We start from the raw sequence: 21,551 nt of genomic DNA, 5'->3' as shown, positions 1-21,551 counted from the left end.
CGACCTTAATCGCGGAGTGACGTTTTCTCGGCGGTCACGCCGACCGTGAACACCTCGCCGTTGCCGGGCACTCCGACGCCGGTCCAGCGGAACGGGATGCCGCGCGCGGTGTCCAGGTCCGGGCCGTCCATCAGCTGGAAGTGCACATGCGGCTCGCTGGAGTTGCCGGAGTTCCCGCACCGGGCGACGGGCTGCCCCGCCCGGACCTTCTCCCCCTCGCGTACGGCCAGGGAGCCGCGCTGGAGGTGGGCGTACATGGCGTACGTACCGCCGCCGAGGTCGAGGACGAGGTGGTTGCCGACCAGCTTTCCGGCGCCGCCGACCTCGCGGAACGACCCCTCGAAGAGGAGGAGGTAGAGGGCCGAGAGGACGGAGGTGCGGCTGAGGTGGTCGCGGGCCCGGTCGGTCGCCCGTACGACCGTGCCGTCGGCGACGGCCGTCAGGGGCGCGCCGAAGCCGGGGAAGTCGCGGTTGCGCCGGACGATGGGCCACCAGCCGAAGCCGGGGCGGGGGTGCTCCTCGGACTCCGCCACGATGTCGATCGCGTACGCCTGGCCGTACGCGCGGGTGCCGTGGCTGGGGACCTTGTCGGCGGGGCTGTTGAGCGCCGACCAGCGGCCGGTGACGGGCGGGGCGACCTCGACGGGCTCGGACGAGGGGCCGTGGAGGTCGGTGGCCTTGCGGTGCGGCGCGAGCATGAGGACGATCGAGGCCACGAGGGGAATCCACTTCGCCCAGCGCGGGATGTCCGCGAAGAACCCCGCGACGACCATCGCGAAGAAGATGACCAGGCAGCAGCGGCCGGCGACCATGCTGAGTTTGCGTACGGACATTGTTCCCCCATGTGTCGTACGGCCGGTGGAGCCGTTTCGGTATGTGCGGCGGGCGCGGCCGCCGGTTCAGGGCTGGGCGGCGGCCAGCATCACGAGCAGCGGGACGACCCGGGCCGCGGGGACCTCGTAGTGGCCCCGCGACGGCGCGTGCAGCCAGCCGGCGGCGCTCAACTGCCGCAGGTGGTGGTAGATCTGGCCGGTGGTGCCGATCCCGTCGAGTTCGGTCAGGGCCGCGGCGGTGTCGCGGCCGTCGAGGATCTCGCGGAGCAGCCGCAGCCGCACGGCCTGTCCCAGCGCGGCGAACGACTCGGCGGCGGCCGCCCAGTCCGCGTCCAGGACGGTGTCGGCGGCCAGCCCGTACTGCCACTCGTACCGCAGCCCTGTCGGCATCCGCACGGCCCCGGTGAACAGCACTCCGCCCCCGCCGGCGCCGTCCTCGGCCAGCCGCTCCTTCAGTCCCTCCAGGGCCCAGAAGCCACCGCCGTCCGCCTCCGGTGCGGCGCGAGGGCCGTCTCCGCCCCGCTCCTCCAGTGCCGCGAGCCGTCTCTCCAGCTCTGCCACGCGCTCTTCAAGATCCACGCTTTAAAAGTTACGTAATTACGTATGAATTGGCAAGCGGGGTGACGGAAACGCCGACGGCCCGCCCCAGCGCGGGGGCGGGCCGTACCTTCCAAGGGACGAATGGAGCCCCCCATGACCGATGCCGACGCCCCCACCCCCGCCGAGTTGGCCGAGCGGGCCGAGCGGGCCCGCGCCGTCCTGCGCGAGTGGAACGGATACGACCCGACCGAGGCCGAACAAGCCGCACTGGACGCGGAGCTGGACCGACGCCTGGCCGAGGCGACGACTCGCTGATCCGCACAGCCGACGCACGACGGCCCGCCCCCGGCGCGGGGGCGGGCCGTCAGTACGTACTGGGTGAGCCGATCGTCAGGTCAGCAGGCCCGGGATCGTGGCCTCGTGCGCTTCGCGCAGCTCGGCCAGGGGCAGGGTGAACTGGCCCTGGACGTCGATCTCCGTGCCGTCGATCACGCCGATGCGGGCCGCCGGGAGGCCGCGGGCGCCGCACATGTCGTTGAAGCGGAGTTCCTCGCTGCGCGGGACCGCGACGATGGCGCGGCCCGCGGACTCGGAGAAGAGGAAGACGAAGGGGTCCAGGCCGTCCGGGACGACGATCCGGGCGCCCTTGCCGCCGCGCAGGCAGGACTCGACGAGGGCCTGGATCAGGCCGCCGTCGGAGAGGTCGTGCGCCGCGTCGGCCATGCCGTCGCGGGAGGCGGAGATCAGGATCTCCGCGAGGAGCTTCTCCCGCTCCAGGTCCACCTTGGGCGGCAGCCCGCCGAGGTGGCCGTGGACGACCTGGGACCAGGCCGAGCCGCCCAGCTCCTCCTCGGTGTCGCCGAGGAGGTAGATCAGCTGGCCCTCCTCCGCGAACGCGACCGGCGTGCGGCGGGTGACGTCGTCGATGACGCCGAGCACGGCGACCACCGGCGTCGGGTGGATGGCCGTGTCCCCGGTCTGGTTGTAGAGGGAGACGTTGCCGCCGGTCACCGGGGTGCCGAGGGCCAGGCAGCCGTCCGCCAGACCGCGGGTGGCCTCGGCGAACTGCCACATGACGGCCGGGTCCTCGGGCGAGCCGAAGTTGAGGCAGTCGGAGACGGCGAGCGGCTTGGCGCCCGAGGCGGCGACGTTGCGGTACGACTCGGCCAGCGCCAGCTGCGCGCCCGTGTACGGGTCGAGCTTGGCGTAGCGGCCGTTGCCGTCCGTGGCGATCGCGACGCCGAGGTTGGTGTCCGCGTCGATGCGGACCATCCCGGAGTCCTCCGGCTGCGCCAGGACCGTGTTGCCCTGCACGAACCGGTCGTACTGGTCCGTGACCCAGGACTTCGACGCCTGGTTCGGGGACGAGACGAGCTGGAGGACCTGCGCGCGCAGCCCGTCGCCGGTGGCCGGGCGCGGCAGCTTGGCGGCGTCGTCGGCCTGGAGCGCGTCCTGCCACTCGGGCCGGGCGTACGGGCGCTCGTACACCGGGCCGTCATGCGCGACGGAGCGCGGCGGCACGTCCACGATCTGCTCGCCGTGCCAGAAGATCTCCAGCTGCGAACCCTCCGTCACCTCGCCGATGACGGTGGCGATGACGTCCCACTTCTCGCAGATCTCCAGGAAGCGGTCGGCCTTGTCGGGCTCGACGATCGCGCACATGCGTTCCTGCGACTCGCTCATGAGGATTTCCTCGGGCGAGAGGGAGGAGTCGCGCAGCGGCACGGTGTCCAGTTCGACGCGCATGCCGCCGCTGCCCGCGCTGGCCAGCTCCGAGGTGGCGCAGGACAGGCCCGCGCCGCCGAGGTCCTGGATGCCCGCGACGAGCCGCTCCGCGAAGATCTCCAGGGTGCACTCGATGAGGAGCTTCTCCTGGAAGGGGTCGCCGACCTGGACGGCGGGCCGCTTCGCCGGCTTTGCGTCATCGAAGGTCTCGCTCGCCAGCACCGAGACGCCGCCGATGCCGTCGCCGCCGGTCCGGGCCCCGTACAGGATGACCTTGTTGCCCGTGCCGGACGCCTTCGCGAGGTGGATGTCCTCGTGCTTCATGACGCCGATGCAGCCGGCGTTGACCAGCGGATTGCCCTGGTAGCAGGGGTCGAAGACGACCTCGCCGCCGATGTTGGGCAGGCCCAGGCAGTTGCCGTAGCCGCCGATGCCCGCGACGACGCCCGGCAGGACGCGCTTGGTGTCGGGGTGGTCGGCCGCGCCGAAGCGCAGCGGGTCCACGACGGCGACGGGGCGGGCGCCCATGGCGAGGATGTCGCGGACGATGCCGCCGACGCCGGTGGCCGCGCCCTGGTAGGGCTCGACGTACGAGGGGTGGTTGTGCGACTCGACCTTGAAGGTGACCGCGTAGCCCTGGCCGACGTCGACGACGCCCGCGTTCTCGCCGATGCCGACGAGCATCGCGTCATTGGCGGGGGCCTTCTCGCCGAACTGCTTCAGGTGGACCTTGCTGCTCTTGTACGAGCAGTGCTCGGACCACATGACGGAGTACATGGCCAGCTCGGCGCCGGTCGGGCGGCGGCCGAGGATCTCGCGGATGCGCGCGTACTCGTCCGGCTTCAGGCCGAGTTCGGCCCACGGCTGCTCGGCGTCAGGGGTCTGCTCGGCGTTCTTTACGGTGTCGAGAGTCATCAGGCGCTCACCAACTGCTTCAGAACCGAGGTGAAGAATCCGAGGCCGTCCGTGCGGCCCGTGCCGATCAGCGGCTCCACCGCGTGCTCGGGGTGCGGCATCAGACCGACGACGTTGCCCGCCGCGTTGGTGATGCCGGCGATGTCGCGCAGCGAGCCGTTGGGGTTCATCCCGAGATAGCGGAATGCGACGCGCCCCTCGGCCTCCAGCTCGTCCAGGGTGCGCTCATCGGCGACGTACCGGCCGTCGATGTTCTTCAGCGGGACGCTGATTTCCTGCCCGGCGTCATACGTGTTCGTCCAGGCCGTGTCCGCGTTCTCCACCCGGAGCCGCTGGTCGCGGCAGATGAAGTGCAGGTGGTTGTTGCGCAGCATCGCGCCGGGCAGCAGGTGCGTCTCGGTGAGGACCTGGAAGCCATTGCAGATGCCGAGTACCGGCAGCCCCTGCCGGGCACCCTCGATGATCATCTCCATGACCGGCGAGAAACGCGAAATGGCGCCCGCCCGGAGGTAGTCGCCGTAGGAGAAGCCGCCGGGCAGAACCACGGCGTCGACCTGCTTCAGGTCCTTGTCGCGGTGCCACAGCTCCACCGCCTCCGCGCCGGCCAGCCGGATCGCGCGCTGGGTGTCGCGGTCGTCGAGCGTGCCGGGGAAGGTGACCACGCCGATACGGGCGTTGCCGAGGCCCGCGGAGCCCCCGGCGTCGGCGCTGGGGGTCGCGGTCATGAGTCGACCCGGACGGTGAAGTCCTCGATGACGGTGTTCGCGAGGAAGGTTTCCGCCATCTCGCGGATACGGGCGAGGGCGGCATCGTCGAGCGGGCCCTCCACTTCGAGTTCGAAGCGCTTGCCCTGACGGACGTCGGCGATCCCCTCGAAACCCAGGCGTGGCAGTGCGCGGTGCACCGCCTGCCCCTGCGGGTCGAGGATCTCCGGCTTGAGCATGACGTCGACTACGACGCGTGCCACTGGCACTCCCGGTGGTGTGGTGCGTAAGGCGGTCCCGCCAGCGTACCCGCCCGGAAAATCTACGCGCATAGACACGGATCGGGCGTTCATCGCCCCCAACTGCCGCCGCACGGTCACGTTTAGGCATCGCCACGGGTATGTGCCGGGGAAAATTCCGGGAAAAACGTACTGTCCGGATTGCGGAGGGACACGCGGGCCGAATTAACTGGGCTTCACAATGCAATGTCTCTCGCTGTACAAATGAAAAAGCATTGATCCGTGACAACCGACCCCATCGCATCTCCGCACGTCCTCGCGGAGCTGCTGGCCGAAAGGACCGATTTTCGTGGCGCAGCGCGTAGTGGTCACACTCTCCGACGACATCGACGGCGGGGATGCCGCGGAGACGGTTACCTTCGGCCTCGACGGTAAGTCGTACGAGATCGACCTCAACACCGCCAATGCGAAGAAACTGCGGGTGGCACTCGCCCCCTACCTGGAGGCCGGCCGCAAGCAGTCCCGCTCCGGCAAGGTCTACCGGCGCACCGCCGTCGCCCCCGACCCGGCCGCCGTACGCGCCTGGGCCCGCTCGCACGGCATGGACGTACCGCCCCGCGGCCGCATCCCCAAGAAGGTCTACGAGGCCTTCAACGCCGCCGCCTGATCCGATTTGCATGACACCCCAGGTGATCCGCTAGAGTCTGGAGCACGCCGAGGGGCCGGGCCGGAAAAGCCGGGACTCACGGATCACGCGGGTGTAGCTCAGTAGTAGAGCGCCCCCTTTCCAAGGGGGAGGCGCAGTGTGCGATTCCTGTCACCCGCTCTCATCCTCCCTGATCCACGCGAGTGGATCAGAGTGAGCGATGGAAGTGCCGGTCAGCGCGAGCCGACCGGATGCGTGCGGACGTAGCTCAGTTGGTAGAGCACCACCTTGCCAAGGTGGATGTCGCGAGTTCGAGTCTCGTCGTCCGCTCAGAGAATGAAGGCCCGGTCTCCTGGAGACCGGGCCTTCGTCGTATGTCCAGCCCTCCCCGGCTCATGACATTCGTCAATCGGACTGATGACAGCTCGCACTGACCCTCACGCCGATCACGCGAAAACCTTGAACCATGGAAATCGGGGAGAGTGTGATCGACGTCACCGGGCTGCGCCGCCGCTACGGGCCGCCCGGCAACGGCAAGAAGAGCTTCGAGGCGGTGCGGGACATCTCGTTCCGCGTCGGGCGCGGTGAACTGTTCGCGCTGCTCGGGACGAACGGGGCGGGCAAGACCTCCACCGTGGAGCTGATCGAGGGCCTGGCCCGGCCGAGCGGCGGATCGGTGCGGGTGCTGGGCCACGATCCGTACGGGGAACGGCGGATGGTGCGGCCCCGGATCGGGGTGATGCTCCAGGAGGGCGGATTCCCGGCCGAGTTGACGGTGGCCGAGACCGTACGGATGTGGGCGGGGTGCACGACCGGGGCGCGGCCGGTGGACGAGGCGCTGGACCTGGTGCGGCTGGCGGACCGGCGGAACGTGCGGGTCAAGCAGCTCTCCGGCGGCGAGCGCCGCCGGCTGGACCTGGCGCTGGCGCTGCTGGGCCGGCCCGAGGTGCTCTTCCTCGACGAGCCGACGACCGGGCTCGACCCGGAGGCCCGGCACGAGACCTGGAACCTGGTGCGGGAGCTCCGCGAGAACGGCACGACCGTCCTGCTGACCACGCACTACCTGGAGGAGGCCGAGGTGCTGGCCGACCGGGTCGCGATCATGGACAAGGGGCGGATCGCGACGTCCGGGACGCTCGCCGACGTGATCGCCGCGCACCCGGCCCGGATTCGCTTCTCGCTGCCCGAGGGCTGGTTCGTCGGCGATCTGCCGCCGCTGGCCGAGCTGGGCGTGGACGACTACGCGGAGACCGGCCGGGGCATCGAGCTGCGCACCCGGGAGCTCCAGCGGTCGCTGACCGGGCTGCTGCTCTGGGCGCGGGACAAGAACGTGGAACTGACCGGGCTGGACCCACGGACCGCCTCGCTGGAAGAGGCGTTCCTGTCGATCGCGGGGAGGGCCGCCTGATGGCTGTGACGGAACGCGGGGAAGCGACGCGACCGGCGGCGGGGGCGCCGCCCCGGAGCGCGGCGGCCGTCGCGGCGACGCGGATGCTGGCGCTGGGGCGCGCCGAGGCAACGCTGATGAGCCGCAACAAGACCGCGCTGTACCTGGCGCTGCTGATGCCGGTCTTCATGGTGTGGGCGATGCGCTCGGCGACGGCCAAGATCGATATCGCGAAGACCGGGATGTCGGTCAACGAGACGACGATCACCGGGGCGTTCGGCTTCGTGCTGATCTTCGCCGTCTACCAGAACCTGTCCGGCGCGTTCGTCGCCCGGCGCGAGGAACTGGTGCTCAAACGGCTCCGTACGAGCGAGGCGAGCGACCCGGAGATCCTGGCCGGCTCCGCGCTGCCCGCCGTGGGCCTGGCGCTCGCGCAGTGCGTGGTGCTGCTGGTCGCCGGGGCCGCCTGGCTCCACCTGCGCATACCGGCCCGGCCCGATCTGCTGATCGCCGGGTTCGTGCTGGGCGTCGTCCTGTTCGTGGCGCTGGCCGCCGTGACCGCCACGGGCGCGAAGACGGCGGAGAGCTCGCAGCTGCTGTCGATGCCGCTGCTGCTCCTCTCGGTGGCGGGCTCGGGGATGGTCGTGCCGCTGACGGTCATGCCGGACGTCGTCGGGGACATCTGCAAGCTGCTGCCGATGACACCCGTCGTGGAGCTGATGCGCGGCGGCTGGCTCGGCACCCTCGGACTCGCCGAGACGCTCGGCTACCTGGGGACCGCGCTGGCCTGGGTCGTACTGGCCGTGTTTGCTGTACGCAGGTGGTTCCGCTGGGAATCGCGGCGGTGAGGGACCGGCTCGGCAGCGAGTCCGGCAGGGAGTAGGGGGCGCATGTTCGGGCGACGGACGCGGCGAGTGCGGTGGCGGGACCGGTCCAAGGTCTCGAAGGTCGACTGCTACACGCGGTGGATGCTGTACGGAATCCCGTGGTTCTTCTTCGTCCTGGGCGCCCCCGCGCTGCTCGCCGGCACCGAGCAGCCCGTCTTGGCGGGCGCGTTGATCGCGCTGTGCCCCGTCCACTGCGTATTCGGGGTCGGCCTGACCCGGCGGGCGCTCGCCTGCTACCTCGGCCAGGGCGACGCCCCGTGGCGGCGGCTGACGGTCCACGCGGTACTGCTGCTGGGCTCGCTGGCCCTCCTGGTGGCGCTCGTCGCGCACGGCGAACCCAAGCACCCGTCCGGGGGCGGGTGGGTGCCGATCGCGAGTCTGCTGCCGGTCGCCGGGTCGGTGTGCCTGATGGTGCGGCTGCGCACGTACGTCCTCGGCTGCGCCGTCGCGGCGGTGCTGGCGCCCCTGGCCCTCGTTCCGGTCGGTGTCGGCAGGGCGGGGCTGATGGCCGTGGCGCTGGTCACCTTCGTCGTAGGGCTGTGGGTGGCCTCCATGGTGCGCTGTTCCGGGTGGCACCTGTCCGTGGTGTGGGAGACGGAGGCCGCGCGCGAGACCCAGGCGCGGCTGGCGGTCGCGGAGGAGCGGCTGCGGTTCGGGCGGGACATGCACGACGTGATGGGCCGCAACCTCGCGGTGATCGCCCTCAAGAGCGAGCTTGCGGTGCAGCTCGCGCGGCGCGGTTCGCCCGCCGCGCTCGACGAGATGACCGAGGTGCAGCGGATCGCGCGGGAGTCCCAGCGGGAGGTACGGGACGTGGTGCGCGGCTACCGCGAGGCCGATCTGCACACGGAGCTGGCGGGCGCGCGGAGCGTGCTGGCCGCCGCCGGGATCGACTGCCGCGTCGACATGGACGCGGTGAGCGCGGCCGGCGCGCGGACCAAGGCGGAGACCGGACGCGGGAATGCGGGGGCGGACGGGGGCGGGCTGCCGGAGGCGGTGCAGTCGGCGCTGGGCTGGGTCGTACGGGAGGGCACGACGAACGTGCTGCGCCACGCCGAGGCGCTGCACTGCGCGGTGCGGGTGTCGGTGGCCTCCGGGGCCGACGGGGGCGCGGCGGTGCTCGTGATGGACAACGACGGGGTGGTGGCGGGGGCCGCGTCCGGCGGGGGCGGCTCGGGACTAAATGGGCTGCGGGAGCGGCTGGCGGCCCTCGGCGGCACGGTGGTGGCCGAGCACCGGGCGGGAGGCTCGTTCCGGCTGACGGCGCGGGTGCCGTTGGCCGCGGGGGCGGCCGGGGGCGGAAAAGACGGGGACGGGGACGCGGCCGTCCCGCCGCCGGGGTCCTCGGCGGAGCCGCCGGATCGCCGCCTCTCCCTTCGGGGCATGGCCCGCGGGCTGCCCCGGCCCGGCGGGCGGGGCACCGCGGCGGCGGGCCGTACGGGTCGTACGGGCCGCACGGCGGAGGGGGCGCCGTAGGGGCCGGGCGCGGCGGGACGGACGGCCGTGGGCTGCCGTAGGCGGCCGGAGGGACAGCGGGTCAGCGGGTCAGCGGGTCAGCGGAGGCAAGGAGCGGCGCGGGCTGTTGAGCCCGGCCGGACAGGCCGGATGGCCGTCGGGCGGTTGTGAGGAGAGCGGGTCATGGAGGAGAACGGGTCGGCGGTCGAGGGGCTGCCGGGCGCGGGGTCGGGCGCGGGGTCGAGTGCGAAGGCGGTCGGCGGATCGGGGGCGGAGGCGGGTACCGGGTCGGGCACGGTCGGCGGGGCAGGCACGACTTCGGGCGCGGCCGGCGGATCGGGCACGGCCAGCGGGGCAGGCGCGGTCGGCGAGGCAGGAGCAGCATCGGGCACGACTTCAGGCGCGGCCGGCGGATCGGGCGCGGTCGGCAGGGCAGGCGCGGGAGCGGGCGCGGGCGGCGGGTCCGGGGCAGAAGTGGGCGGCGGGCCGGCTGGAGAGGCGGGAGCTGACGGCGATGCGGCCATTCGCGTGCTGCTCGCCGACGACGAGCATCTGATCCGGGGTGCGTTGGCCGCGCTGCTGCGGCTGGAGGACGATCTTCAGGTCGTCGCCGAGGCCGCGACCGGGCCGGAGGCGGTGGCCATGGCCCGGGCGCACCGGCCGGACGTAGCCGTACTGGATCTTCAGATGCCCGGGGCCGACGGTGTGAAGGTCGCCACATCGCTACGGGCCGAACTGCCCGCCTGCCGCACCATGATCGTGACGAGCCACGGGCGGCCCGGCCATCTGAAGCGGGCGCTGGAGGCGGGGGTGCGGGGGTTCGTGCCCAAGACGGTTTCGGCGCAGCAGCTCGCCGAGATCATCCGTACCGTGCACGCCGGAAGCCGTTACGTGGACCCGGAATTGGCAGCTGACGCCATCAGTTCCGGGGCCTCGCCGCTGACCGCCCGGGAGGCGGAGCTGCTGGAGCTGGCGGAGAACGGGGCGCCGATCGCGGAGATCGCCGAGCGGGCCGGACTGACGCAGGGAACCGTCCGCAACTACCTCTCGGCCGCCGCCGCGAAACTGGGCGCCGAGAACCGTCATGCCGCAGCACGCACAGCACGCGCTCAAGGTTGGCTATAGTTGGTTCCGCACCGCACGCACAGCGCGGCGCACGCGGACGTAGCTCAGTTGGTAGAGCACCACCTTGCCAAGGTGGATGTCGCGAGTTCGAGTCTCGTCGTCCGCTCAGGAAACGAAGGCCCCAGCCGTTCAGCGGCTGGGGCCTTCGGCGTTCTCCGGCGGGCGGCCGCCGGTCGGGAGCCCGCCGGGGAAGCGCAGGCGGAAGCGGGCCCCGCCGCCCTCCGCCTGTTCGGCGGTGAGCTCCGCGCCGTGCGCGCGGGCGATCTGGCGGGCCATGGCGAGCCCGAGGCCGGAGCCGGGCAGCGCGCGGGCCTGGCGGGAGCGGTAGAAGCGGTCGAAGACGTACGGGAGGTCCTCGGCGGCGATGCCGCGGCCGTGGTCGCGGACGGTGAGGTCTAGGCCGCCGCCGTACGAGCCCATGAGCGCGACCTCGACGGCGCCGCCGGGCGGGCTGAACTTGGCCGCGTTGTCGAGGAGGTTGGAGATCAGCCGGGCGAGGCGGGCGGGGACGCCGGGGACGGTGCCCGTGTCCGTACGCGCGCCCGGACCCGTAACCCCGACACTGCCCGCGTCGGCGCTCGCGCCCGTACCCGTACCGAGGCCGGCGGCCGTCACCGTGAACGGCGTGTCCGGCCAGTGTTCGCGGGCCTGCTCGACGCAGCGTTCCGCGAGGCGGTCCAGGCGGACCTGTTCGACGAGCGGCTGCGGCTCCTCCTCCCGGGCCAGCTCGATGAGGTCGTTGACCAGGCCGGTGACCTCGCGGAGCTGGCGGCCGAGCGCGCCCGCGGCGCGGTCGCGCTGGGCGGCGGAGAGCCGTTCGGCGCGGGCGAGGAGTTCGGCGTTGGTGCGCAGCGCGGTGAGCGGGGTGCGCAGTTCGTGGGAGGCGTCGGCGACGAGGCGGCGCTGGGCGGCCACCGACTGCTCCAGCTCGCCGAGCATGGTGTTGAAGCTGGTGGCGAGGCGGGTGATCTCGTCCTGGCGGCGGGTCTCGTAGGGGGCGAGTTCGATGCGGTGGGCGGGGTCGCGGGTGGCGGCGATGCGTTCGGCGGTGGCGGTGAGACGGGTGACGGGGCGCAGGGCCGTACGGGAGGCGAAGTAGCCGAGGCCCGCGGCGAGCAGTACGCCCGCGCCGCCGACCGCGCCGAGCAGCAGGCCCGCCTGGCGTACGCCCTTCTCGACGATGTCGGAGCGGATCGCCACCTGGAGCGCGCGGTCGTTCTTGGTGCGGGTGGTGAGCATGCGCAGCGGGTGGCCCTGGTGGGTGATGTCGCTGTAGTACGCGCCGCGGGCGCCGGCGGCGACCTGCCGGGTCGCTTCGGTGACGGGCAGGACCAGGTTCTTGTCGCCCGACGCGGCGGACGCGTCGGGTTCCTCGGGGTCGGCTGGGACGATCTGGGCGCAGGCGGGGGCGGAGAGCCAGCGGCAGTCGCTCTGGAGCGCGCCGTTCTTCCCCTTCCAGTCCTCCTGTTTGATCAGCGTGGACTGCTGGGTGAGTTGGAGGTCCAGCTGCCGTACGAGCTCGTAGCGGATGACGACGTAGGCGGCGGCGAGCACGCCGAGCGCGACGAGGGCGACGGCGGCGGAGGTGACGAGGGCGAGGCGGGTGCGGAGCGGGCGGCGGCTGAGCGAGCCGCGACTCATCGGATTGCGGCTCAGCGGATTGCGGCTCAGCGGATCGGGGGTCAACGGGCTGCGGCTCAGCGGATCGCGCGGCAGGGTGCGCCGGTGGCCGCCGCTCACCGCTCGGCCAGCAGATAGCCGACGCCGTGCACGGTGTGGACGAGGCGGGGCGCGCCGTCCGCTTCCAGTTTGCGGCGCAGGTAGCCGATGTACACGGCCAGGGAGTTGGAGTCGGGGCCGAAGTCCGTTCCCCAGACGAGCTGTTGGATCGTCTCGCGGGGCAGCACCTGGCCGGGGTGGCGCAGCAGGACTTCGAGCAGCGTGAACTCGGTGCGGGTGAAGTCGATGCGGTGGCCGCCCCGGCGGCCGGTGCGGGTGACGGGGTCGACGGTGAGGTCGGCGAAGGTCAGCTCGGCCTCCTCCGGCGGCGGCAGGGCGGCGGAGGCGCGGCGCAGCAGGGCGCGCAGCCGGGCGAAGAGCTCGCCCAGCGCGAAGGGCTTGACGAGGTAGTCGTCGGCCCCGGCGTCGAGGCCCGCAACGCGGTCGGAGACGGCGTCGCGGGCGGTGAGCACGAGTACGGGCGTACGGTCGCCCATCTCGCGCAGCCGGCGGCAGACGGCGAGGCCGTCGAGTACGGGCATCGCGAGGTCGAGGACGATGGCGGCGGGCGGCGCGGCGGCGATGGCGGAGAGGGCTTCGAGGCCGTCGGAGGCGGAGCGGACCGCATACCCTTCGACGGTGAGTCCGTCGACGACGGCGGCCAGCACCTCGGGGTCGTCGTCCACGGCGAGGATGTCGGGCGGGACGTCCTCCCGGTCAAGCGGCACCGGGGGCTGCGCGTCGGGCATGGGCGGGGCCTCTCACGTGGGTGCTTTTCCACGCATACCTTCGCAGAACCGTTCTTAAAACACTCTTAGAGCGGCTCGCGACGCTGCTCCCATGGCTACAGCACACGACACCCAGGGGCCTCGCGGCCCGCTCTCGGTGATCGTCGGGGCGGGCGGCACCGGCGGTCACATCTATCCAGGACTGGCCGTCGCCGACGCGATCCGGCGGGCCGAACCGGATGCCGTGATCAGCTTCATCGGCACGGAACGGGGGCTGGAGACCCGGCTGATCCCGGCGGCCGGGTACCGGCTGCACACCGTCGACATGATCCCCTTCGACTCCTCGCTCGGCTCGCGCCGCTTCCTGCTCCCGGCGGATCTGCTGCGTTCCGGGCGGCAGGCCCGGCAGCTCATCGAGGCGCAGGGCGCGCAGGTCGTCGTGGGCATGGGCGGTTATCCGAGCGCGCCCGCCGTGCTCGGGGCGCGGCTGGCCGGGCGGCCCTCGCTCGTCCATGAGTCCAACGCGGTGCCGGGGCGCGCGAACCGGTTCGCGACCGCGCTCACCCGCAATGTGGCGCTGGCCTTCGACCGCAGCCGCGAGCATCTCTCCACGCGGGCCGCGCTGGCCGCCGAGACGGTCGGGATGCCGCTGGTGGGGGCGGTGGCCGGGCTGGACCGGGCGGCGCTGCGCGCCGAGGCGCGGGCGGAGTTCGGGGTGCCGGACGACGCGCGGCTGGTGCTGTTCAACGGCGGCAGCCTGGGCGCCCGGCGGCTGACGGAGGCGGCGCTGGAGCTGGCGCGGCGGTGGCGGTTCCGGCCGGACGTACGGCTGGTGATCAAGACCGGGCCGCAGACGCTGGACGAGGTGTGGGCGCGGCTCTTCGCGGACGGCTGCGCCGAGGGGGCGCGGGCCGTCGGCTACCTGGACCGGATGGATCTCGCCTACGCGGCGGCCGACCTGGTGGTGTGCCGGGCGGGTTCGGCGACGGTCGCCGAGCTGTCGAGCGTACGGATGCCGGCCGTCCTCGTCCCGTATCCGCACGCGCCGCACGACCACCAGACGCACAACGCGCGGGTGCTCTCCGACACGGGCGCGGGGCTGCTGCTGCCGGACGGCGAGACGAGCGGCGCGCGCCTCGCCGAGCTGATCGAACCGCTGCTGGCCGATCCGGCGCGGCTGGCGGCGATGAGCGCGGCGGCCGATCCGGGCACGCACGCGCGGGCCGCCGACCTGATGGCGGGGTGGGTGCTGCGGCTGGCGGGGCGCGCCCCGTCCGCCCCGCTTTCCGACACTTTCATCGAGAGGACCCACGCATGAACGAGCCCATGAACAAGCCGAAGAACGAGAACGTGAACGTGAACCTGAACGCGAGCGTGAACGAGCGCATGAACGAGAGCTGCTGGGCCGGCCGTACGGTCCTGGTCACCGGCGCCGAGGGGTTCATCGGGTCGGCCCTCGTCGACCTGCTGGTCGAGCGCGGCGCGCGGGTGCGGGCGCTCGTGCACTACAAGCCGTACGCCGAGCGCGGGTATCTGGCGCGCTACTTCGCGCCGGACTCCCCCGTCGAGATGGTGGCGGGCGACGTCCGGGACGCGGGGCGGGTGCTGGACGCGGTCGCCGGGTGCGACACGGTCTTCCACCTCGCGGCGCTGATCGGGATTCCGTACAGCTACGAGGCGCCCGAGGCGTACGTGCAGACCAATGTGGTCGGCACGCAGAACGTCGCCGCCGCCTGCCGGCGGCACGGCGTGCGGCGGATGGTGCACACCTCGACCAGTGAGGTGTACGGGACCGCGCTGACCGCCCCGATCAGCGAATCGCACCCGTTGCAGCCGCAGTCCCCGTACTCCGCCTCGAAGATCGGCGCGGACATGATGGCGCTGTCGTACGCGCACGCCTTCGAGCTGCCGGTGACGGTCGTACGGCCCTTCAACACGTACGGCCCGCGGCAGTCCGCGCGCGCCGTCATCCCCGCCATCCTGGCCCAACTGCACTCCGGGGCGCGGCAGATCAAGCTCGGCTCGACGACGCCGACCCGCGACTTCACCTATGTCACCGACACCGCCGAGGGGTTCCTGGCGATGGCCGAGTGCGACCGGGCGATCGGACACACCGTCAACCTGGGCACGGGCCGCGAGATCTCCATCGGGGACCTAGCCCAGTCCCTGATCAAGGCGTCGGGGCGGGACGCGGAGGTCGTCGTGGACACCGGGCGGCTGCGGCCCGGCGGGAGCGAGGTGGAACGGCTGCTCTCGGACAACTCCCGCGCCAGGGAGTGGGCGGGGTGGGAGCCCCGGGTGGAGCTGGAGGAGGGGCTGGAGCGGACGTCCGCGTGGGTCCTCGACAACATCGGGCTGTTCACCGGGGACCGGTACCAGGTGTGAGGGGGGCGGCGGGGGGCCGGGGCGCCGCCTTATCGGTGCCCCGGGCCCCGAACCGTCTTCGGGGCCGGGCTCGCACCGCGTCAGATCTTGAGTACGCGGATGCCGGGGCCGCACAGCGTTCGGAGATCCTCGGGGTCCGAGGTCAGGACGGTCACCGGTGCGGGCGAGGTGAGTGCGGTGGCGGCGACGATCGCGTCGAGGGCGTACTTGTGACCGTGGAGTCCGGCACCGGCGAGAAGCCGGCTCGCCTGGCGGGCGACGGACTCGGTGGGCGGCACGATGTTGACGCGGGAGGCGGCGTAGTCGAAACGCGCCTGGTTGGTCCTGGGGTCGCGAGCTTCGACGAGAGTGACGGAGCTGATGACGACGCGCGTGTCCGCCGCCTCGGCGGCGGCCGGCCATTCGGTGAGTTCGGGCGTGCGGCGCACCAGCTTGGACAGTCCCTCACAGTCCAGGACGAGCGTGCCGCTCACGCGGCGTCGGCCGAGTCGGCCTTGTTGCCGCGGAGCGTCGCGCGCTTGGCCTCGACCGCGGACTCGTCGACCGGGCCGTGCTCGGCTTCCGCGTCCTCGATGAGCTCACGCAGGCGGTCCCGTTCCAACTGGCGCTGGATGAGGCCTTCGACGTAGGCGGACATGCCCCGCTTGCCGGTGTGCGCCTTGAGAGCCGCGATGGTGCCCTCGTGGAGCGAGACGAAGACCCGGCCGACGGGGCCTTCGCCGGGAGCCGGGGAGGTAGCCACGGAGCCACTATGCCAAAACTCTTGTTATCGCGGCGTGGCGATATCCCGCCTCGGGGACCGTCCGGGCCCCGAGGCGCGTCCGCTAAGCCCAAGGCGTCCCCGTCAGGCGCTCGTACGCCTCCACGTACTTGGCGCGGGTCTGCTCCACCGTCTCCTTCGGCAGCGGGGGCGGGGGCTGTTCGCTGTGGCGGTCCCAGCCGGAGGCGGGGGAGGTGAGCCAGTCGCGGATGAACTGCTTGTCGAAGGACGCCTGGCGGCGGCCCGGCTGCCACTGGTCGGCGGGCCAGAAGCGGGACGAGTCCGGGGTCAGCGCCTCGTCCGCGAGGACGAGCCGGTCCCCGTCGAAGCCGAACTCGAACTTCGTGTCGGCGAGGATGATCCCCCGCTCGCGGGCGATGTCGCGGGCGCGGGTGTACACGGCGAGCGTGGCCTGGCGGAGCTGGGCCGCGGTCTCCGCGCCCACCTGCCGGGCCACTTCCTCGTAGCTGACGTTCTCGTCGTGCTCGCCGACCGCGGCCTTGGTCGCCGGGGTGAAGATCGGCGACGGCAGCTCGGACCCGTCGACCAGACCCTCGGGCAGGGCGAGCCCGCAGACCGTACGGGTCTTCTCGTACTCCACCAGGCCGGAGCCCGTGAGGTAGCCGCGCGCCACGCACTCGACCGGCGCCATGTCCAGGGACTCGCAGACGAGCGTGCGGCCCTCCCAGTCGGCGGGCGCGCCCGCCGGGAGCTCGGTGGACAGGACGTGGTTGGGCACCAGGTCCGCGAGCTTGTCGAACCACCACAGGGAGAGCTGCGTGAGCACCCGCCCCTTGTCGGGGATCTCGGTGGGCAGCACCCAGTCGTAGGCGGAGGTGCGGTCGCTGGCGACCATCACCAGCTCGCCGCTGTCGTTGCGGTAGAGGTCGCGAACCTTTCCGGTGTGCAGATGCACAAGGCCCGGCACCTCTACGGGATCGGGCTTCTCTACGAATCCGGACACGAGTCCTCCCGGTGGGTTGCTCCAAGGCCCCCGATTCTTCCCTATTCCGCCGCTCGACTTCCCGCGAGGGTCACTCCGATGCCTGTGACGACCGCCAGACCTGCCGCGGCGAGGAGGATCGCGGCGGGGTCGAAGGGGCCGCTGAGGAGCGTGAATCCGTACGGAGCGAAGAAGCCCAGGTAGGCGAGGACCCAGAAGCGGGACGTGAGCCGGGCCAGTCCGCCGGGCGGCGCGAGGAGCGCGACCTCGGTGAGCCCGTACGTCACGCAGAGCCCGTAGCCGGCGCCGATCAGCGCCGCGGCGGCCAGCGCGACGGCGGGGTCGGTGTGTGCGGCGGCGAACGCGGCGACGAGCAGGCCGACGGCCACGGCCGACATCCCGGCGACGGCCGTCGCCAGCCGGTGGCGGGCCGCGAGGCGGCGCGCGAGCGGCTGTACGAGCAGCCCGCTGCCGGGCGTGACGGCGGTGGCGACGCCCGCGTACACGGTCTGCCAGCCGTCCAGGCCGCCGTCGACCAGGCCCGGCAGGGTGGCGAACGCGAGCGTGGGCGCCGCGAACACCCAGGGGGCCACGGGCACGACGAGTGCCCGGAAGCGCGCGCGGACGGGGCCCATGTCGGGGGCTGGGACCTGGGCGGCCGGTGCCGCCCCCGTCGTCTCCGGCGAGCCGAACGCCGTCGCCGCCGCGACCGCCGACAGCACCAGGTGCGGCACGTACGCCGTCACCATCGGGTACGGCGCCCACTGGGCGAGGAAGGACGCGGCGAGGCCGCCCGTGGCGAAGCCCGCCGAGAGGAAGAGCCCCGAGCGGCGGGCGGCCACCCCCGGCGCGGCGGCGGTGTCGTGCGGCGGCGAGGACAGTTCCTTGATCCACACGCTGCCCGCCGTGAGCAGCACCCCCGCCCCGAGACCTGTCAGGAACCGCCCCGGCCACAGCAGCCACACGGCCGTCGAGCCCGCCATCAGCGTGCAGGTCGCCACCGCGGAGAGGGCGAGCGCGCCCAGCGCGACCCGGCGGCGGCCGAGGCGGTCGGCCGCCGGGCTGCCGAGCAGCAGGCCGGGGATGAGGCCGACGACGTACACGGCGAAGAGGCCGGTGGTCGCGGCCGTGGACAGGCCGAGTTCGCCGCGGTACGCGCCGAGCAGCGCCGAGAACTGGTTGGCGCTCCAGCCGGACGCGGTCATGACCCAGCCCGCGCGCAGCCAGTCCCGGCGGGGGCGGGCGTGGTGACGGACCGGGGCCGTACGGGCGGCCGCCGCGTCGGCCTCGGCGTTCAGATGGTCTGCGGGCATGCTCATGCCGCATTTCTACGGGCCGTACGGAGCCGCCCGCAGCAGCCGTTCAAGGATCGTGAACGGGGTTTCCCGGCGGCCCCGCGTCCCGCATACCGTGGAAGGCATGGATCTCCGTCGTCTCTCCTCCTTCCTGGCGGTGGTCGAGGAAGGCCACTTCGGGCGGGCCGCGACGCGGCTGTTCCTCTCCCCGGCCGCCGTCACCGGCCATGTGCAGCAGCTCGAACGCGACCTCGGCACGCAGCTCTTGCACCGCTCCCCCGTCTCCCCCACCACCGCCGGCGAGCGGCTGGCCGGGCACGCCCGTACGCTCCTGGCCGCCGCCAACGCCGCCGTCGACGACGTCATGGAGGTCGCGCGGGGCCGCGAGGACGGCCGGCCGCTGCGCGTCGGCGTCATGGGCCACGGCTCCGCCGAGGTGACCCCCGCCGCCGTGAACGCCTTCCGGCGCGCCCGGCCCGAGACGCCCGTGAAGCTCGTACAGCTGAACTTCACGGAGCACTCCAGCGCGCTGAACGAGGACCGGGTGGACGTCGCCTTCGTACGGCCCGTGCCGGACGACGACCGGATCGCCGTGGACGTGCTGACCACGGAGCGGCGCATCGTCGGGGTCTCGGCGGCCTCCCCGCTCGCGGACGCCGCCGCCACCGGCGTGTACCTCGCGGACGTGCTCGACCTGCCGTTCCTGCGGCTGCCGCGCCATACGCCGCAGCCGTTCACCGACTACCTGTACTTCGCCGGGCCGCGCGGCGGCGAAGCGCCCCGGCGCAGCCCGGACTGCGCGCTGACCCCGCAGGACATCCTCACCAGCGTGGCGTCGGGGCGCGGCGCGGGCTCCGGACTGGAGTCCTTCGCGCGCTACTACCCGTGGCCCGGGGCGGTGTACGTGCCGGTGCTGGACGCGCCGTGGGCGCACAGCGTGCTGGCGACCCGGGCCGGGGACGGCGACCCGGAAGTGCGGATCTTCCGGGCGCTGACGGTGGCGCTGGCGCGCGACCCGGGGCCCTTCACGGCGCGGTAGGCCCCGGCCCGGCCCCCCCCGAAGAAGCCTGCCTCAGTCCCTCTTGCAGATCCGGTCGAGCAGATTGGCCGTGGCCCGCTGGATGCGCGGGTCCACATGGCCGGGGCGGTCCAGCGCCGGGGACCAGGCGAACGTGCCGGAGGCGAAGACGAGGGCGCCGCTGGGCGCGCGGTACAGCGAGGTCTCCTGATACCGCGTGCTCCCCTCGCTGTCCTCGTACGGGGAGTGGGCGAGGAGGATGCGGCGGGTGTGCTCGGGCAGCGCCGTCCGCGGGTAGTAGCGGTCGGCCTCGCCCGCCACCAGGCCCGGCAGCTCCTCGCCCTCCCCCGCGCCCGCCGCCTCCCAGAGCCAGTGCCCGGCGTTGCGTACGACCATGGGCGCGGGCTCCGGGACGCGGCCCGCGTACTGGATGCCCAGCAGCTGCTGCTCGGGGGCGGCGATCTCGCGCCACAGGGCGGCGCGGCCGGGGCCGCGGCGCTTGCGGCAGGTCAGCAGCCGGTCGGCGGTGCCGGCCGGCGAGGGGGCCAGCTCCACCTGCCAGTACATGGTGTTGGCGGAGAGGAAGACCAGCGAGGTGCCGTTGTCGCGGGCCTCTTCGACGGCTCGGCGCATGGGCGCGGACCAGTACTCGTCGTGGCCGGGGAAGACCAGGCCGCGGTAGCGGGCGGCGTCGACGCGGCCCGCGTGCAGATCGCGGGTGTCGGCGTAGGCGAGGTCGTAGCCGTACCGCTCGGCCCAGCGGATGAAGTCGTAGGCGTGCCCCACGTGCAGCGGCAGCCCCGCGCCCGCGTACGGGCGGTCGAAGGAGACGGTGACGGCGGCGTCCTCCTCGCCGAGGAGGCGGCCGTCCCCGTCCCACGCGTGGTAGAGGCTGGCGCCGGTGTGGCCGTCCTCGGGGTAGAGGTTGTACGCCTGCCAGGTGATGTCGGGGAGGACGAGCAGCAGGTCGGCGGGGTGGTCGTCGCGGACCGTGAAGGGGATGTGGCTGCGGTGCCCGTCCTCGGTGGTGAGCACGGCGACGTACGCGCCGGGGTTCCAGTAGGTCGGGATCTGGAGCCGCCAGGAGAGCCACCAGTGGTGGCAGGAGACGGTCCGGTCGGCGGTGAGCGGCGGCGGCTGGACGATGCCGGACAGCCGCGGGCTCGTGGTGATCTTCTTGGCGCCGTCCCCGCCGTAGTGCCCGATGCGGTAGATGTCCACGCTGAACTGCTGGGGCGGGTCCACGGTGATGCGGAAGTCGATGGCGTCGCCCGGCGCGGCGGCGCCCGTGGACGCGAAGCCCTTGATCTGGCGGTGGACGTCGTCCGCCATCCGCGGACCCCGGGTCCGGGGCGCCGGGATCTTGGCCGAGCCCGCGCGCCCTCCGGCGGCCGGGCCGTGCTCGACGTCCACGTACCAGGGGATGATCTGGCCGGTGTCGTCGAAATAGTGCTCGCTCCCGCGCAGCCAGGGCACCGGGCCCTGGCCGAAGGGGTCCGAGACGGCATGCGCCAGCGCCCCCGACTCCCATCGGCGGATCTGCTCCGTTCCCACGTGCGTCCCCTCCCTGCGTCTCGCCGCGTCCCCGCCGTGCCGTGCCGCTCCGCTGCCTCGCTCACTGTGCTGTCGCGGTTGTCGCTACGTACCGTTCGGCCGTGCCGGGCCCTGTCTTCGAAGGCAACGGGGCCCCAGCACATCACATAACGCACTCATATCGTCACCGCTTGTCGCTATTTTCCCGGCGGGTCGCCTTCCGGCCGGAAACCGCGCCGGCCGGTGAACCTCACGGTGCCCACCGCTCTCACACCAGCCGGACGGGCTTCTCCGGACGCACTCCGACCTCCGAGAGCCAGCCGCGCAGCGGCCCGTCGTCGCCGTCCTCGACGAGGCTGAGAACGGGCCCGCCCAGGTCGCTCCGCCGCGCGCCGCCGAACAGCAGCGCCGGCCCGTCCAGCCAGTCCAGACCGGGCGCCGCGCCCGCGGAGTCCATGGCCGCGCAGCACACCATCGCGGTGACATGGTCGGTCAGCAGCTCACGGCCGGTGCGCGGCGGCTGCAACGGGAAGGGCGGCGCGAGGCCGTCCAGCCACGGGTCGTCCGCCACCCGGCCGCCGGGCCCGGCGGCCTCCTGCTGGGCCGCCTCCTCCCGCTCCTCGCGCGCGACCTCGGCGGTGAGCCAGGTCGCCAGCCCGCCGACGGCGGTGCGGACGCCGGCGACGGGGGATCGGAAGGGCGTCGGGTAGGGTA

General features: G+C 72.9%; 21 protein-coding genes, 3 tRNA genes and 1 pseudogene. 12 read left to right on the top strand and 13 right to left on the bottom strand.

Annotated elements, in window-relative coordinates:
- Positions 1-5: 5 nt before the first annotated feature.
- The gene (locus AB0I22_RS36675) at positions 6-833 is read right to left on the bottom strand and encodes a M23 family metallopeptidase (RefSeq protein WP_363135358.1); all 828 of its coding nucleotides are present in this window, start codon (positions 831-833) and stop codon (positions 6-8) included.
- Between the two features lie 66 nt (positions 834-899).
- Positions 900-1,412, bottom strand: coding sequence for an ArsR family transcriptional regulator (locus AB0I22_RS36670; RefSeq protein WP_363135357.1), 513 nt, complete (start codon positions 1,410-1,412; stop codon positions 900-902).
- A gap of 114 nt (positions 1,413-1,526) precedes the next feature.
- On the opposite strand from AB0I22_RS36670, the gene AB0I22_RS36665 reads away from it, so the two are divergent.
- Complete coding sequence (locus AB0I22_RS36665) at positions 1,527-1,688, top strand: hypothetical protein (protein WP_363135377.1); 162 nt, start codon at positions 1,527-1,529, stop codon at positions 1,686-1,688.
- Between the two features lie 75 nt (positions 1,689-1,763).
- On the opposite strand, the gene purL is transcribed toward AB0I22_RS36665, so the two are convergent.
- Genes purL through purS form a run of 3 tightly spaced genes read right to left on the bottom strand, consistent with a single transcriptional unit; the run spans position 1,764 to position 4,980 of the window.
- Positions 1,764-4,013, bottom strand: coding sequence for a phosphoribosylformylglycinamidine synthase subunit PurL (gene purL, locus AB0I22_RS36660; RefSeq protein WP_363135356.1), 2,250 nt, complete (start codon positions 4,011-4,013; stop codon positions 1,764-1,766).
- A complete protein-coding gene (gene purQ, locus AB0I22_RS36655; protein WP_363135355.1) occupies positions 4,013-4,738 on the bottom strand; it encodes a phosphoribosylformylglycinamidine synthase subunit PurQ in 726 nt (241 codons plus the stop codon). Before purQ ends, purL begins: the two co-directional genes overlap by 1 nt.
- Positions 4,735-4,980 (bottom strand): phosphoribosylformylglycinamidine synthase subunit PurS, encoded by a 246-nt coding sequence (gene purS / locus AB0I22_RS36650; RefSeq protein WP_362160031.1) that lies wholly within the window; start codon positions 4,978-4,980, stop codon positions 4,735-4,737. Before purS ends, purQ begins: the two co-directional genes overlap by 4 nt.
- Before the next feature lie 325 nt (positions 4,981-5,305).
- Between purS and AB0I22_RS36645 the strand changes: the two genes are divergently transcribed.
- From AB0I22_RS36645 to AB0I22_RS36610, 8 genes are all read left to right on the top strand, one after another.
- Complete coding sequence (locus AB0I22_RS36645) at positions 5,306-5,623, top strand: Lsr2 family protein (protein ID WP_363135354.1); 318 nt, start codon at positions 5,306-5,308, stop codon at positions 5,621-5,623.
- Positions 5,624-5,710: 87 nt separating this feature from the next.
- A tRNA-Gly gene (locus tag AB0I22_RS36640) sits at positions 5,711-5,782 on the top strand.
- Between the two features lie 77 nt (positions 5,783-5,859).
- A tRNA-Gly gene (locus AB0I22_RS36635) sits at positions 5,860-5,932 on the top strand.
- Between the two features lie 136 nt (positions 5,933-6,068).
- Positions 6,069-7,010: an ABC transporter ATP-binding protein gene (locus AB0I22_RS36630; protein ID WP_363135353.1), complete on the top strand. Its 942-nt coding sequence runs from the start codon at positions 6,069-6,071 to the stop codon at positions 7,008-7,010.
- Positions 7,010-7,837 (top strand): ABC transporter permease, encoded by an 828-nt coding sequence (locus AB0I22_RS36625; RefSeq protein WP_363135352.1) that lies wholly within the window; start codon positions 7,010-7,012, stop codon positions 7,835-7,837. Before AB0I22_RS36630 ends, AB0I22_RS36625 begins: the two co-directional genes overlap by 1 nt.
- Positions 7,838-7,879: 42 nt before the next feature.
- On the top strand, positions 7,880-9,352 hold the full coding sequence (locus AB0I22_RS36620; protein WP_363135351.1) for a histidine kinase: 1,473 nt from the start codon (positions 7,880-7,882) through the stop codon (positions 9,350-9,352).
- Between the two features lie 501 nt (positions 9,353-9,853).
- Positions 9,854-10,456 carry a response regulator transcription factor gene (locus AB0I22_RS36615; RefSeq protein ID WP_363135376.1) on the top strand — a complete coding sequence of 201 codons (603 nt, stop codon included), beginning with the start codon at positions 9,854-9,856 and terminating at the stop codon, positions 10,454-10,456.
- Between the two features lie 33 nt (positions 10,457-10,489).
- A tRNA-Gly gene (locus AB0I22_RS36610) sits at positions 10,490-10,562 on the top strand.
- Positions 10,563-10,585: 23 nt separating this feature from the next.
- On the opposite strand, the gene AB0I22_RS36605 is transcribed toward AB0I22_RS36610, so the two are convergent.
- A complete protein-coding gene (locus AB0I22_RS36605; protein ID WP_363135375.1) occupies positions 10,586-12,097 on the bottom strand; it encodes a HAMP domain-containing sensor histidine kinase in 1,512 nt (503 codons plus the stop codon).
- A gap of 95 nt (positions 12,098-12,192) precedes the next feature.
- Positions 12,193-12,924, bottom strand: coding sequence for a response regulator transcription factor (locus AB0I22_RS36600; RefSeq protein WP_363135350.1), 732 nt, complete (start codon positions 12,922-12,924; stop codon positions 12,193-12,195).
- 91 nt (positions 12,925-13,015) lie between these two features.
- Here AB0I22_RS36600 and AB0I22_RS36595 point away from each other — a divergent pair, with 91 nt between their 5' ends.
- Positions 13,016-14,221: a UDP-N-acetylglucosamine--N-acetylmuramyl-(pentapeptide) pyrophosphoryl-undecaprenol N-acetylglucosamine transferase gene (locus AB0I22_RS36595; protein ID WP_363135349.1), complete on the top strand. Its 1,206-nt coding sequence runs from the start codon at positions 13,016-13,018 to the stop codon at positions 14,219-14,221.
- A 68-nt stretch (positions 14,222-14,289) separates the two neighbouring features.
- Positions 14,290-15,288 (top strand): SDR family NAD(P)-dependent oxidoreductase, encoded by a 999-nt coding sequence (locus AB0I22_RS36590; RefSeq protein ID WP_363135374.1) that lies wholly within the window; start codon positions 14,290-14,292, stop codon positions 15,286-15,288.
- An 80-nt stretch (positions 15,289-15,368) separates the two neighbouring features.
- Here the strand turns inward: AB0I22_RS36590 and AB0I22_RS36585 are convergent, their stop codons facing one another.
- The 4 genes from AB0I22_RS36585 to AB0I22_RS36570 all read right to left on the bottom strand — a co-directional run bounded on the left by AB0I22_RS36585 (position 15,369) and on the right by AB0I22_RS36570 (position 18,310).
- Positions 15,369-15,761: a PIN domain-containing protein gene (locus AB0I22_RS36585; RefSeq protein WP_363135348.1), complete on the bottom strand. Its 393-nt coding sequence runs from the start codon at positions 15,759-15,761 to the stop codon at positions 15,369-15,371.
- Positions 15,758-16,030 (bottom strand): hypothetical protein, encoded by a 273-nt coding sequence (locus AB0I22_RS36580; protein ID WP_363135347.1) that lies wholly within the window; start codon positions 16,028-16,030, stop codon positions 15,758-15,760. The genes AB0I22_RS36585 and AB0I22_RS36580 overlap by 4 nt, the downstream gene beginning before the upstream one ends.
- A gap of 82 nt (positions 16,031-16,112) precedes the next feature.
- The gene (locus AB0I22_RS36575) at positions 16,113-17,012 is read right to left on the bottom strand and encodes a phosphoribosylaminoimidazolesuccinocarboxamide synthase (RefSeq protein ID WP_363135346.1); all 900 of its coding nucleotides are present in this window, start codon (positions 17,010-17,012) and stop codon (positions 16,113-16,115) included.
- A gap of 41 nt (positions 17,013-17,053) precedes the next feature.
- Entirely contained in the window at positions 17,054-18,310 is a 1,257-nt protein-coding gene (locus tag AB0I22_RS36570) for an MFS transporter (RefSeq protein WP_363135345.1), read from the bottom strand.
- A 100-nt stretch (positions 18,311-18,410) separates the two neighbouring features.
- Between AB0I22_RS36570 and AB0I22_RS36565 the strand changes: the two genes are divergently transcribed.
- The gene (locus tag AB0I22_RS36565; RefSeq protein ID WP_363135344.1) at positions 18,411-19,325 is read left to right on the top strand and encodes a LysR family transcriptional regulator; all 915 of its coding nucleotides are present in this window, start codon (positions 18,411-18,413) and stop codon (positions 19,323-19,325) included.
- 33 nt (positions 19,326-19,358) lie between these two features.
- Here the strand turns inward: AB0I22_RS36565 and AB0I22_RS36560 are convergent, their stop codons facing one another.
- Both AB0I22_RS36560 and AB0I22_RS36555 read right to left on the bottom strand, forming a co-directional pair.
- On the bottom strand, positions 19,359-20,858 hold the full coding sequence (locus tag AB0I22_RS36560; RefSeq protein ID WP_363135342.1) for a N,N-dimethylformamidase beta subunit family domain-containing protein: 1,500 nt from the start codon (positions 20,856-20,858) through the stop codon (positions 19,359-19,361).
- A gap of 247 nt (positions 20,859-21,105) precedes the next feature.
- A pseudogene (locus tag AB0I22_RS36555) lies at positions 21,106-21,551 on the bottom strand (hypothetical protein); the annotation flags it as partial.

Origin of the sequence: Streptomyces sp. NPDC050610, from assembly GCF_040654875.1 — a bacterium.
Classification (GTDB): domain Bacteria; phylum Actinomycetota; class Actinomycetes; order Streptomycetales; family Streptomycetaceae; genus Streptomyces.
Note: the sequence above shows the minus strand (reverse complement) of the source record. Positions and strands in the feature narration are given on the sequence as shown.